Here is a 13,059-nt window from a genome sequence, read left to right on the forward strand (position 1 = left end):
GCGATCACGACTTCGCCTCCGCGGCGCCGGAGGCCGGCTTCGCGGCCGGCGCCGCGACGATCACCTGATCGCCGTTCGCGAGCGCGTCGCTCGGGTTCGTGACGAGGCGGTCGTTCGGCGTGATCGGACCATCGACCTCGAGCGTCTGCCCGATCGTGCGCACGACCGTCACCGGTTTCAGGCGCACCTGGCCGTTCGCGTCGACGGTCGCGACCGTCGGGCCTTCGGCGCGGAACAGCAACGTATTGGCCGGCACCTGCAGGCGGCCGACCGGCGTCATCGGCAGCGTCGCCTGCACATAGGCGCCGGGCAGCAGCCGCCCGTCCGGGTTCGGCAGCGTGATTTCGATCTGCAACGAGCGCGTCGTGACGTCGATCGCCTCGGACGTGCGCGTGATCGTCCCGTCGAAGGTCCGGCCCGGCAGCTCGGCCTGCGCGACGCTTACGTGCTGGTCGACCTTCACCTGCTGCGCGTACGCCTGCGGCACCTGCACGTAGAGGCGCAGCCGGTCGGCCTGTACGACCGTGAACAGCGAGCGGCCCGCGTTGCCGGAGCTGACGAGATCGCCGACATCGACGTTGCGCTGCGTGACGATCCCGTCGATCGGCGCGACGATCCGCTGGAAGCCTTTCAGCTCGGTGAGGCGGCGCATGTTCGCATCGGCCGCGGCGAGGTTCGCGGTGCCCTGGTTGAACGCGCCTTGCCGGTCGTCGAGTTCCTGCTGCGAGACGGCGTCGCGCTGGCGCAGTTGCTGCGCGCGGTCGAACGACGTCTTCGCGAGCGCGAGTGCGGCTTGCGCCTGCTGGCGCTGCGCGGTGGCCTGCGCGAGCTCCTGGTTCAGCTCGGGCGTGTCGAGTTCGGCGAGCAGTTGCCCCTGTTTCACGTGCGCGCCGATGTCGGCCTGCCAGCGCAGCACGTAGCCGCTCGCGCGGGCGTAGATCGGCGCCTCGACGAAGCCGCGCAGCGTGCCGGGCAGCGTCAGCTTGCCGCCGGTAGCCGCATCGACCGGATGCACGACGGTCACGTACTGGCGCGTGTTCTGCTCGGCGACCGCATCGAGCCGGTTGTGGTTCAGCACGTTGACGACGACCGTGCGCGCGGCGCCGGCGGCCAGCAGCACGCCGATCACGATCAGGACGATGCGTCCGCGTCGCGACACCGACGTGCGCGACGGCAGGTGCATGCCGTGTTCGTCCACCTGGATGCCGACGGAGCTGTGATGTTTCTCTTCCATGAATTCAACCAAATCAACCGGGTAGTGGGACGAAAGTCAGTGTCCGGCCTGGCGCGCGCGCCGGCGGGCCAGCCGCGCATGCACGCCGCCGAACACGAGCGGCACGAACAGCAAGGTCGACACGGTCGCGAACAGCAGCCCGCCGATCACCGCGCGGCCGAGCGGCGCGTTCTGCTCGGCGCCTTCGCCGAGACCGAGCGCCATCGGCACCATCCCGATGATCATCGCGAGCGCCGTCATCAACACCGGCCGGATCCGCGTCGCGCCTGCTTCCAGCGCGGCCGTGAGCGGCGGCGCGCCGGCCGCGAGGCGCTGGCGCGCGAACGACACGACCAGGATGCTGTTCGCGGTCGCGACGCCCACCGTCATGATCGCGCCCGTCAGCGCGGGCACGCTCAGGTGCGTGCCCGTGATGAACAGCATCCAGACGATGCCGGCGAGCGCGGCCGGCATCGCACTGATGATGATCAGCGGGTCGAGCCACGACTGGAAATTGACGACGATCAGCAGGTAGACGAGCACGATCGCCATCGCGACGCCCGCGCCGAGGCCGATGTACGACGTGCGCATCGTCTCGATCTGGCCGCGCATCGTCAGCTCGGTGCCGCGCGGCAGCGTCGCGCGCGCATCCGACACGATGCGGTCGATCTCGCCCGCGACCGCGCCGAGGTCGCGGCCTTCGACGCTCACGTACACGTCGATCGCCGGGCGGATGTTGTAGTGCGTGATCACGGCCGGGTTCGCGGTGCTGCGCACCTGCACGAGGTTGCCGAGCAGTTGCAGCGGCATGCCCGTGCGGCCGCTCGCCGAGATCGGCGTGCCGAGCAGATCGTCGACCGACGCGATGCTGTATTGCGGGGTCTGGATCTGCAGCGGGTACTGGACACCGGTGCGCGGGTTGATCCAGAACGACGGCGTGGTCTGCGAACTGCCCGACAGCGAGATCAGCATGTTCTGCGCGACGTTCTGCGCGGAGAGGTTGAGCTGCTGCATGCGCGTACGGTCCATGTCGGCCAGCAGGGTCGGCTCGTCGTTGCGTTGCAGCACGTGCACGTCGACGGCACCGGGGATTTGCCTGATCTTTTTCATCAGGCTGCTCGCGATAGTCATGTTACTCGCGAGATCGTTGCCGAGCACCTGCAGGTCGATCGCGGCCGGTTGGCCGAAGTTGAGGATCTGCGTGATGATGTCCGACGGCTGGAAGAAGAACTCGACGCCCGGGAAGCGCTCGGGCAGCACCGTGCGCAGCGCCTGCACGTAGTGCTGGGTCGCGCGGTGGCCGGGCTTCAGCGCGATCAGCAGCTCGCCGTCGAGCGTGCCGATCGTGCCGGCGTTGCTGTACGACAGGTTGATGCCGCTCACCGGCAGGCCGAGGTTGTCGACGATCGCGCCGAGTTCGTCGGGCGGCACGGTTTCACGGATCACGCGCTCGACCTGATCGGCGAGGCGCGCGGTTTCCTCGATCCGGTAGCCGGTCGGCGCACGCATATGCAGCCGGATGTTGCCGGAATCGGCATTCGGGAAGAAGTCGCGGCCGAGCACGAACACGAGGCCCGTCGACAGCACGCAGAAGCCGAGAAAGCACATCGCGTAGAAGCGGCGGCGCACCAGCAGGATGCTGAGCAGCACGATGTACCACGCACGCAGCCGCTCGAACGCATCGTTGAACGCGTGATGGATGCGCGCGAAGCGCGACGTCGAGTGGTCGGGGCCGGTGCTTGCCTGCTGCGGGCGGAACAGCAGCATCGCGAGCGTCGGCACCAGCGTGCGCGACAGCACGTACGACGCGAGCATCGCGAACACGACGGCTTCCGCGAGCGGCACGAACAGGAAGCGCGCGACGCCGGTCAGGAAGAACATCGGCACGAACACGATGCAGATGCACAGCGTCGACACGAACGCGGGCACCGCGATCTCGCCCGCGCCTTCGAGGATCGCGTCGTGCAGGTTGGTGCCGAGATGCAGATGCCGCTCGATGTTCTCGATCGTGACGGTCGCGTCGTCCACGAGAATCCCGACCGCGAGCGCGAGCCCGCCGAGCGTCATGATGTTGATGGTCTCGCCGAGCGCGGACAGCGCGATCAGCGACGTGAAGATCGACAGCGGGATCGAGATCGCGATGATCAGCGTGCTGCGCCAGTTGCCGAGGAACAGCAGGATCATCATCGCGGTCAGCACGGCGGCGATCAGCGCCTCGTGGATTACGCCCTGGACGGCCGCGTTGACGAACACCGACTGGTCGAACAGCGGCGTGATCGTGAGCCCTTCGGGCAGGGTCGGGATCACCTTCGGCAGCAGCGCCTTCAGGTCCGCGACGACCTTGAGCGTCGACGCGTCGCCGCTTTTCAGGATCGAGATGAGCACGCCGCGCTGGCCGTTCTGGCGCACGACGTTGGTCTGCGGCGCGAAGCCGTCGCGTACCGATGCCACTTCGCGCAGATAGGTGGTCGCGCCGTTGACGGTCTGGATCGGCAGGTTGTTGATGTCGGCGATGGTGTCGGCCGACGCGTTCGTGTCGATCCGGTATTCGGTCTGGCCCATCTTCGCGGTGCCGGTCGGCAGCACGAGGTTCTGCGCGTTGACCGCGTTGACGATGTCGGCGGGTGTGAGCCCCTTCGCGAGCAGCGCCTGCGGATCGAGGTCGATCGCGACCACGCGCGTGCGGCCGCCGTACGGGAACGGAATCTGCACGCCTGGCACCGTGATCAGCTGCGGGCGCAGGAAGTTGAGCGCGATGTCGGCGAGCGACTGTTCGCTGAGCGTCTTGCTCGACAGCCCGAGCTGGATCACCGGAATGCTCGACGCCGAATAGGTGATCACGAGCGGCGGCGTCGCGCCTTGCGGCATCTGCCGCACGATCGCCTGCGCGGACGAGACCGTCTGCGCGATCGCCGTCTGCACGTTCGCGCCCGGCTGCAGGAACACCTTCACGACCGCGATGCCGGGCAGCGACGTCGATTCGACGTGCTGGATGTTGTTGACGGTCGTCGTCAGGATCCGCTCATGGACGGACGTGATGCGGTTCGTCATCTCCGTCGCGGAGAAGCCGCCGTAATTCCAGATCACGCTGATGACGGGAATGTTGATCGCGGGCAGCACGTCGACCGGCGTGCGCATCAGCGCAAGCGGGGTGGCCAGCACGATCATGATGGCCATGACGATGAACGTGTAGGGGCGCTTGAGCGCGAGATTGACGATCCACATGGAGGCAACGGGACAGGCGGTGATCAGGCGTGGGTAATTGGAACCCGAATGATAGGCGTCGGCGTGGAACGGGTTACTGTCGCGAAACTGGCGGAATTGTCAGGTTGGCGCGCGGTGGCCCACGGCCGATTCAGCAGAGGAAACGCACGGCCGCGCGCGGGCCGGAACACGGCCGCGATGCCGGACGAGCCGGCTGCGTCGGCGGCGCTTTCGTTCATCGGCCCGCGCTCAGATCTGCTCTATCCCGACGCGCGCAAGCGCCCCCAGGTCGACGACGTCGATCTGGTTGTACGCGAGCCGCAGCGCGCCGAGCTTCTCGAGCTGCTGCAGCGCCTGGTTGATCCGCTGCCGCGATACGCCGACGAGCATCCCCAGTTCCTCCTGCGAAATCGACAGCGACGGGCCGGTGTCCGGATACAGGTCGGGGTTGAACAGCTGCGTGAGCGCCTGTGCGACGCGGGCGTCGACGTCCAGCAGCCGGCTGTTCTGGATCGACGCGATGAATTCGCCCATCCGGTTGTTCAACTGGTGGATCACGAAGCGCGTGAACGGCAGGCTCGTGTCGAGCAGCGCGTGGAACGTGTCGACCGGCACGAACAGCACGGTCGAGCGCTGGATCGCGACGACCTCGTACTTGCGCAGCTCGCGCTTGATCACGCTGCCTTCGCCGAACCAGCCGCCCGACGGCACGCCGGAGAACGTGCAGCCGCGCCCCGACGCATTGAAGATCGCGAGCTTCAGCAGCCCGCGGTGTACGCCGATCCAGTATTCGGACGGCGCGAGCCGGTGGGCGATCACGTCGCCAGCCTCGCACTGCTCGACGCGCGACTGGGCGAGCACGAGCGCCTGGTGGTCGGGCGCGAGCGTGCGGAACCACGCGCATTGGCCGAACAGCGTGGCCAGCGGCGGCAGCGGGCCCGGTTCGGGAAGGGCGTCGGCCGGGTGGGCGGGCGCGTCGGGCGGGGCAGCGAGAGGGGCGTGCATGGGTGCGGGTTTGCGAGGATAGGGATAACGCGCAGCGCGTGAAAGGCACTCTGTCGTTTCGATGACAGACGGCTCACAATAGCGCCCGTTAGGCTGTCGGCAATTGAACCACATCAAAACGATCCGGGGTGGCTGTGCCCCGGTCGACAGGACACGGGAGACAGGATCATGACGCAGATGTTCGAGGCCGGACTCGGCCGCCGCGACGCGAATTACGTGCCGCTCACCCCGATCGACTTCCTGGTCAGGACGGCCGAAGTCTACGGCGAGCGCCTCGCGATCGTGCACGGCGACGTGCGGCGCACCTGGGGCGAGACCTACACGCGCGCGAAGCAACTGGCGAGCGCGCTCGCGCGGCTCGGCGTCGAACGCGGCGACACGGTCGCGGCGATGCTGCCGAACATCCCGGCGATGGTCGAGGCGCACTTCGGCGTGCCGATGGCCGGCGCCGTGCTGAACACGATCAACACGCGGCTCGACGTGTCGTCGGTGCTGTTCATGCTGCGTCATGGCGAGGCGAAGGTGCTGATCGTCGATACCGAATACGCGGAGTTCGCGCATCGCGCGGCGCTCGAGGTGCCGGGCCTGAAGATCGTCAGCGTGGCCGACGCGATGCCGGCCGACCCCGCCCGTTTCGCGGGCGCGACGGATTATGAGGCGCTCGTCGCAAGCGGCGACGCCGACTACGCATGGACGCCGCCCGCCGACGAATGGGACGCGATCGCGCTGAACTACACGTCCGGCACGACCGGTGACCCGAAGGGCGTCGTCTATCACCATCGCGGTGCCTATCTCGCGGCGATCAGCAACATCCTCGAATGGGACATGCCGAAGCACGCCGTCTACCTGTGGACGCTGCCGATGTTCCATTGCAACGGCTGGTGCTTCCCGTGGGCCGTTGCGGCGCGCGCGGGCGTGAACGTCTGCCTGCGCAAGTTCGACGCGAAGACGGTGTTCGACCTGATCCGCCGCGAACGCATCACGCACTACTGCGGTGCGCCGATCGTGCAGAGCGCGATCGCGAACGCGCCGGCCGAATTCCGCGAAGGCATCGACCACACGGTGCACGCGATGGTGGCGGGCGCGGCGCCCGCGCCGGCCGTGATCGCGAAGATGAAGGAGATCGGCTTCGACCTGCTGCACGTGTACGGGCTGACCGAGGTCTACGGCCCGGCGACCGTGTGCGCGAAGCAGTCGCACTGGGAGGAACTGGGCGACGAGGATCGCGCGCGGCTCAATGCGCGCCAGGGCGTGCGCTATCACCTGGAAGCGGGCGCGACGGTGCTCGATCCCGACACGATGGCGCCGGTGCCGGCCGACGGCGAGACACTCGGCGAGATCATGTTCCGCGGCAACATCTGCATGAAGGGCTACCTGAAGAACCCGAAGGCGACCGACGACGCGTTCCACGGCGGCTGGTTCCATACTGGCGATCTCGCGGTGCTGATGCCGGACGGCTATATCCGGATCAAGGATCGCAAGAAGGACATCATCATCTCGGGCGGCGAGAACATTTCGAGCATCGAGGTCGAGGATGCGCTGTACCGGCATCCGGCGGTGGCGGTCGCGGCCGTCGTCGCGATGCCCGACCCGAAATGGGGCGAGGTGCCGTGCGCGTTCGTCGAGCTGCGCGAAGGCGCGAGCGCAACCGAGGCGGAGATCGTCGCGCATTGCAAGCAGCTGCTCGCGGGCTTCAAGGTGCCGAAGGCCGTGCGGTTCGGCGAACTGCCGAAAACGTCGACCGGCAAGATCCAGAAATTCCAGCTGCGCAATGCGGTGGGATCGGACAAGGCGATCGATCTGGCGGGCGGCGACGTGCCGGGCAAGAAGACGCAGTAATCCGCGACGCTCGCTGCGCCGGCGGTCGCACGTCGACGAGCCGGCGGCCGTGCCGCCGGGCCGCCGTCGTTCAGGCTTGGATCGTCATCAGCGCGGGCAGCGCCGTCACGTCCGGCTGTTCGTCGAGATGCCACAGCCAGTCGAGCGCGCGGCGCGTTTGCGCAGGCTTCCAGTAGGCCTGGACGCACTTCGCGAACTTGGTTTCGAAATTCGCGCGCGTCATCGGATGGTGCGGAAAGCCCGGCAGGTCGTCGACTTCCCGCGTGAACCGGCGCCCGTCGTCGGTCACGGCGGTCACGCGATTCGGCGCGTATTGCGGAAAGCGCGCCGTCAGCGCGGGGTCTTCCACGACCGTGATCCGTTCGATCAGGGCGTGCAGTTTCGGGTCGCGCAGCGCCGCCGGCGTATAGCTGGCGGTCGTGATGTCGCCGTCGAGCATCGCACGCGCGACGATGTAGGGCAGGCTGTGATCGGCCGTCTCGCTGGTTTCGGGCGCCCATTTTTGCCGGTCCTTGCCCGCGGTGACATAACCGACCCGCGTCGTCGCGACCTCGATGCTGCGGATCCGCCCGAGATCGCCGACTTGCGCGGCGACGTCGATCGCCGCCGGAATCGACGTCTGCGTGAGCCCCTGCGCCGGGTAGAACTTCACGATGCAGTCGTTGATGCGGAAACGCCCGCCGCGCCCGCCGAACTGTGTCAGGTCGACGTCGAATGCCCCCGAGATCTGCCGGAAGAAGCCGGCGTTGCCCTCGAAGATCGGCGACGGGCCGGTCAATCCCTCGCGTGCCAGGCGCGTCGCGAAGATCGCGTTGCGCGCGGCGTCCGCATCGGCCAGCGCCTTCCAGTTCGACAGTTCCTGGATCCGCGTCTGGTTGAGGGCCATGTGTCCGTTGATTGCCAGATTCACGGCCTGCACGAGCTGCGGCCGGGTCAAGGCCATCAGCCGGCCGGTCGCGAGCGCGACGGCAGGCAGGCTGTAGCACGTGTGGTCCCAGCCGCGCGGGCTGATCGCGGCCGCGTCCATCAGGCGGCAATTGATCTCGTAGGCCAGCGCGATCGCGAGGATCAGGTCGCGGCCGCTGCCGCGCTGCGCTTCGGCCACGGCCAGGCACGGCGCGACGTTGTCGCTCGGATGGCCGGTTTCCTTGCCCGCGTACGCATCGTTGAGGTCGAAGTAGCGGAGCGCGGCGCCGTTGGCGAACGCGGCGAGATCGGGCGTCGTGCGTTGCGCGGTGCCGAGCAGCGTCGACGAGCCGCCGCCCGTTGCGAGCGCAACCTGTCGGGCGATGCGGACCGGCGCTTCGTCGTGGGCCGCGATCGCGCAGCCGAGCGCGTCGATGAAATGTGATTTGACGGTCTCGACGGTGGCCGCGTCGAGATCCTCGTAACGGAGCGAGGCGGCGTAGTCGGCCAGCCGCTGGGCGAGGTTGTCGGGCGAGGCGGGCGTCTGCGCATACGTGCGCAACGGCAGGGCGCCCGCGACGGCGGCGCTGGTCAGGGTGGACAGGAAGTGGCGTCGGTTCATGTTCTGGAGCATCGGGAAGGAGTGGTCGGAAAACGTGCGCACGGAAGTCGGACGGGGCGCTAGAACAGCTTGCGCATGCCGACGGCGATGCCGAGCGAACTGTTGCGGTTGCTGGCGAGCGAATAGTTGAGGATGCGGTAGTTGTAGTTGTCGAAATCGAGCGCGGCGCGCCATGCGTAGCCGCTGGTCAGATAGAGCGTGGTGGCTTTCGACAGCGCGTAGTTGAACTGCACCGTGATCTGCTTCGGGTTCTCGGGATCCGGGGCCGGCTGGCCGGCCGCGGGATTCTGCTTGCCGATGTCCTCGTAGTAGAACGCGCCGATCACCTGCAGCACGGGCGAGACCTGGTAACGCGTGCCGAGCCAGTAGAAGTTGAAGCGCGTGACCACGCCGGGTGTCGTCACCGTGCCGTTCGCATGGGTGAAGCCCGCGATCAGTTGCGCCGCGCCCACCGTATAGATCGCGGAGGCCGCATAACGCCGGAAATGGGTGATGTCGGCGGGCTGCGTGCCGTTGACGTTGTCGTAGGCGGCGGCCACCGACAGCGCCGGCCCCGTGTATTCGAAGCCGATCCCCGAGGCCGCGCCGCTGCGAAACGATCCCGGCGTGCCGCCGAACGAGTAGTGCGCCTGGATCGCGACCGGCCCGAAGGTCACGCGGTACTTCGCCATGCTGTTTTCGCGGAAGTTCAGGCCGACGATCGCGCCGGCGGGCTCGTAGATCGTCGAGTACGCGATGGTCGGCGAATAGTGTTCCATCACGTCGAACAGCGTCGTGTACTGGCGGCCGAGGCGCAGCGTGCCCCACCTGTCGTTTTGCAGCCCGACCCACGCGGACCGATCGAAGCCGCCGGAATTGGTGCCGCTGTTGAGGTTGATCCCGCTTTCCAGCCGGAACACGGCCTGCCAGCCGCCACCGAGCGCTTCCGAGCCCTTGATGCCCCAGCGGGAGCCGCTTTTGCCGCCCGAGCCCATTCGCACGAGCGACCCGGAGCCGCTCGGCGTGGCGGCGTTCTGGTGCGTGAGGGTCTCGAGGTAGATGTCGGCGACGCCGTACAGCGTCAGGCTGCCCTGGGCGCTCGCGGTGGCGGAGGCCACCCCGAGGCCGCACAAGGCGAACAGCTTCTTCTTCATCGTTGTCTCCTGTTTTTTGATGTTGTTGTGTCAGTCATGCGAGTCGACGCGGCGGCCGGCGTGCGAGACGCACGACGGGCGGCCCGACCGCTTGCCGCGCGCCCGTGCCGTTTCCGCAGCCGCGACCCAGCAGCCGGTGGTCTCGCTCCATATCGATCGAAATGAATGATTCACGACAAGCCCCTCTCTCTTGTTTTGATGTGGTTTTCACCGCGGTGCAGTGAAATCGCAATCCGCGGCGGGGAATGGCGTGAATGGATGTGCGGCGGCCGTGGCCGTGTCTGTGCCAATCGCGATTCGTTACACCGAGGATGAGCGGAGTCTATTGACCGGGAGGGTGGCCGATTGTCGGGAAGCTTACAAATGCGGCATTAATGCTGTTTTCGTTTGGTATTTTTTGTTTGTGTGATGAATCGAACTGAACGCCTTGATGGATAAGGGTTCGGTCGATTTTTTGTGTGTAGCGTCGCGATCGCCGTATCGGTGGGATGGCGCACGGTTTGCGTCAGGTTGGTCCGTTAAAATGCGGTTTGCGGATTATATGCACTCTGGAGACGTGATTTATTCGTTTCTCTTCTTGATGATTTTCTATTGGAGATGAATTAAATCAAGAGAATATTGCGTGACGTTGCTTCGATTTACCGGAATGTAGGCCGGATGAACGGAGTTGGCACGGGCGAGCGATAGAGCCCGAAGCGTCACGGCACCGTGTGTGCAAAACAGCCCGCCGCAATCGCGCATGGCGGGCGACCGTCTTGCGGAACAGCGGCTGGCAGGGGAGAGGAGCGGGCGCGGGTGGGCCGGGCTCAGAAGTCGATTGCGTCGTCGGAATCGACGTCCGCGGCGGTGGCGAGCGCCTCGCGTGTGTCGCGCGGCGCCGACGCCGATGCGTCGAGCGCCGGATTGCGCAGCTTCTCGAGCACGCGCTCGGGCACCGGGATCCGCATCCGCGCGGCGACGTCGCCGCACTGGAACATGATCAGCTCGCCTGGCTCGAACGCGGTCCAGACTTCGTTGTCGGTGAGCGGCTGCGTCGCGATCACGGCGACGCGATCTTCGGGCGTCGTGTATTTCGCGAAGTCGATCGACAGGTCTTCGTCGACGAGGTGCGCGGTCGAGAACGGCCAGCGCCGCACGAGGTAATGCAGCCGCGTCGAGCAATGCGCGAACAACGCCTGGCCGTTCGACATCAGGAAGTTGAACACGCCGTGATCGGTGATGCCGCGCGTCAGTTCGCCGACGCGCTCGAACAGCTCGGGCAACGGCGGCTGCGCACCGGGGAACGCTTCGCGCAGCCCCTGCATCAGCACGCAGAACGCCTGCTCGCTGTCGGTCGTGCCGACCGGGTGGTAGACGCTGCCTTCCATGTCCGGTGCGTAGTCCTGCAGGTCGCCGTTATGCGCGAAGATCCAGTGCCTGCCCCACAGCTCGCGCATGAACGGATGGCTGTTCTCGAGCAGGATGTGGCCTTGCGTGGCCTTGCGGATGTGCGCGATCGTGTTCTTGGACTTGATCGGGTAGCGCTTCACCATTTCGGCGATCGGCGACGTGGCCGATGCCTGGTGATCGATGAACAGGCGGCAGGCTTTATCTTCGAAGAACGCGATGCCCCAGCCGTCGGCATGGTGATCGGTGAGCCCGCCCCGGGCCGCGAAACCTGTGAAGGAGAATGTGACGTCCGTCGGCGCGGCGCAGTTCATTCCTAAGAGTTGGCACATTTTACTTGGGGCAGCAGGCTGAGGCGGGGGGTAACGAACCGGGCGAACCCCGGTACAATGCGGCTTCTAGCATATCACCGAGCCCTGAGCGGTAAAAAGCGGATTCCGCTGGCCAAAGGTCCCGTGTTGCGGTTTGCCGTCAGTCGGCCCGCGGCATGCGTGTTCCGGCCCCGCCGACGGCAAGCACGTTCCTCACGACGCCTCCTATGACTGCCTCGAACGCTTCCTCCCCGGCGACGCTCTCGCTCGCCCGTCCCGACGACTGGCACCTGCACCTGCGAGACGGCGACATGCTGGCCGCCGTGCTGCCGCACACCGCGCGCCAGTTCGGCCGCGCAATCGTCATGCCGAACCTGAAGCCGCCGGTGACGACCACCGCGCAGGCGCAGGCGTATCGCGAGCGCATTCTCGCCGCGCTGCCGGCCGGGATGACGTTCGAACCGCTGATGACGCTGTACCTGACCGACAACACGCCGCCCGACGAGATCCGTCGCGCGCGCGAAAGCGGCTTCGTGCACGGCGTGAAGCTGTATCCGGCCGGCGCGACGACGAATTCCGACCACGGCGTCACCGATCTCGCGAAGTGCGCAAAGACGCTCGAGGCGATGCAGGAAACCGGCATGCCGCTGCTCGTGCACGGCGAGGTGACCGATGCGTCGATCGACCTGTTCGATCGCGAGAAGGTCTTCATCGACCGCGTGATGACGCCGCTGCGCCGCGATTTCCCGGGCCTGAAGGTCGTGTTCGAACACATCACGACCAAGGACGCAGCCGACTACGTGCGCGACGCCGACGCGGCGCCCGGCCTGCTCGGCGCGACGATCACCGCGCATCACCTGCTGTACAACCGCAACGCGCTGTTCGTCGGCGGGATTCGCCCGCATTACTACTGCCTGCCGGTGCTGAAGCGCGAGACGCATCGCGTCGCGCTGGTCGAGGCCGCGACGTCGGGCAACCCGCGCTTCTTCCTCGGTACCGACAGCGCGCCGCATGCACGCGACGCGAAGGAAACCGCGTGCGGCTGCGCGGGCTGCTACACGGCGCTGCACGCGCTCGAACTGTATGCGGAAGCGTTCGACCACGCCGGCGCGCTCGACAAGCTGGAAGGCTTCGCGAGCTTCTTCGGCGCCGATTTCTACGGGCTGCCGCGCAGCGCCGAGACGGTCACGCTGCGTCGCGAGGCGTGGGAACTGCCGCGCGAGATCTTCGCGGGCGATACGCCAGTCGTGCCGCTGCGCGGCGGCGAGACGATCGGCTGGAAACTGGCGTGACGGTCGCGCCGCCGCGCGAACCCGGCCACACGGCCGGCAGCGGGGCGGCGGATTTTGCGCGGATCGACTGGTCCGTGCCGTGGCTCGCGCCCTACGCGGGCCCCGGCCGCGTTGCACAGGCGGCTGCGCGGGCGGGCGAAGCCGCGCT

8 protein-coding genes are annotated in these 13,059 nt (G+C 67.1%); 2 read left to right on the forward strand and 6 right to left on the reverse strand.

Annotated elements, in window-relative coordinates; genetic code table 11:
• Positions 1-4 precede the first annotated feature (4 nt).
• The 3 genes from G3N61_RS23745 to G3N61_RS23755 all read right to left on the reverse strand — a co-directional run bounded on the left by G3N61_RS23745 (position 5) and on the right by G3N61_RS23755 (position 5,422).
• Positions 5-1,234, reverse strand: a complete 1,230-nt coding sequence (locus tag G3N61_RS23745; protein ID WP_043183588.1) for an efflux RND transporter periplasmic adaptor subunit — start codon at positions 1,232-1,234, stop codon at positions 5-7.
• Between the two features lie 36 nt (positions 1,235-1,270).
• Positions 1,271-4,438 carry an efflux RND transporter permease subunit gene (locus tag G3N61_RS23750; protein WP_205823727.1) on the reverse strand — a complete coding sequence of 1,056 codons (3,168 nt, stop codon included), beginning with the start codon at positions 4,436-4,438 and terminating at the stop codon, positions 1,271-1,273.
• Positions 4,439-4,666: 228 nt separating this feature from the next.
• Positions 4,667-5,422, reverse strand: coding sequence for a Crp/Fnr family transcriptional regulator (locus G3N61_RS23755; protein WP_205823728.1), 756 nt, complete (start codon positions 5,420-5,422; stop codon positions 4,667-4,669).
• 168 nt (positions 5,423-5,590) lie between these two features.
• Here G3N61_RS23755 and G3N61_RS23760 point away from each other — a divergent pair, with 168 nt between their 5' ends.
• The gene (locus G3N61_RS23760; RefSeq protein ID WP_089453054.1) at positions 5,591-7,261 is read left to right on the forward strand and encodes an acyl-CoA synthetase; all 1,671 of its coding nucleotides are present in this window, start codon (positions 5,591-5,593) and stop codon (positions 7,259-7,261) included.
• A gap of 70 nt (positions 7,262-7,331) precedes the next feature.
• On the opposite strand, the gene G3N61_RS23765 is transcribed toward G3N61_RS23760, so the two are convergent.
• The 3 genes from G3N61_RS23765 to G3N61_RS23780 all read right to left on the reverse strand — a co-directional run bounded on the left by G3N61_RS23765 (position 7,332) and on the right by G3N61_RS23780 (position 11,640).
• Entirely contained in the window at positions 7,332-8,789 is a 1,458-nt protein-coding gene (locus G3N61_RS23765; RefSeq protein ID WP_205823729.1) for an MmgE/PrpD family protein, read from the reverse strand.
• A gap of 59 nt (positions 8,790-8,848) precedes the next feature.
• Positions 8,849-9,922 (reverse strand): porin, encoded by a 1,074-nt coding sequence (locus G3N61_RS23770; protein ID WP_205823730.1) that lies wholly within the window; start codon positions 9,920-9,922, stop codon positions 8,849-8,851.
• Between the two features lie 806 nt (positions 9,923-10,728).
• Positions 10,729-11,640, reverse strand: coding sequence for a class II glutamine amidotransferase (locus tag G3N61_RS23780; RefSeq protein ID WP_080741830.1), 912 nt, complete (start codon positions 11,638-11,640; stop codon positions 10,729-10,731).
• 206 nt (positions 11,641-11,846) lie between these two features.
• Between G3N61_RS23780 and pyrC the strand changes: the two genes are divergently transcribed.
• Complete coding sequence (pyrC, locus tag G3N61_RS23785) at positions 11,847-12,911, forward strand: dihydroorotase (RefSeq protein WP_027788369.1); 1,065 nt, start codon at positions 11,847-11,849, stop codon at positions 12,909-12,911.
• The last annotated feature ends 148 nt before the right edge of the window (positions 12,912-13,059 follow it).

The organism is Burkholderia sp. Ac-20349, assembly GCF_017104865.1.
GTDB classification, from domain to species: domain Bacteria; phylum Pseudomonadota; class Gammaproteobacteria; order Burkholderiales; family Burkholderiaceae; genus Burkholderia; species Burkholderia aenigmatica.

Excerpts from the sequence above, each read along its gene's own strand:
- G3N61_RS23745 (WP_043183588.1), bottom strand. The coding sequence starts at position 1,234 with ATGGAAGAGAAACATCACAGCTCCGTCGGCATCCAGGTGGACGAACAC.
- G3N61_RS23750 (WP_205823727.1), bottom strand. The coding sequence starts at position 4,438 with ATGTGGATCGTCAATCTCGCGCTCAAGCGCCCCTACACGTTCATCGTC.
- G3N61_RS23755 (WP_205823728.1), bottom strand. The coding sequence starts at position 5,422 with ATGCACGCCCCTCTCGCTGCCCCGCCCGACGCGCCCGCCCACCCGGCC.
- G3N61_RS23760 (WP_089453054.1), top strand. The coding sequence starts at position 5,591 with ATGACGCAGATGTTCGAGGCCGGACTCGGCCGCCGCGACGCGAATTAC.
- G3N61_RS23765 (WP_205823729.1), bottom strand. The coding sequence starts at position 8,789 with ATGAACCGACGCCACTTCCTGTCCACCCTGACCAGCGCCGCCGTCGCG.
- G3N61_RS23770 (WP_205823730.1), bottom strand. The coding sequence starts at position 9,922 with ATGAAGAAGAAGCTGTTCGCCTTGTGCGGCCTCGGGGTGGCCTCCGCC.
- G3N61_RS23780 (WP_080741830.1), bottom strand. The coding sequence starts at position 11,640 with ATGTGCCAACTCTTAGGAATGAACTGCGCCGCGCCGACGGACGTCACA.
- pyrC (WP_027788369.1), top strand. The coding sequence starts at position 11,847 with ATGACTGCCTCGAACGCTTCCTCCCCGGCGACGCTCTCGCTCGCCCGT.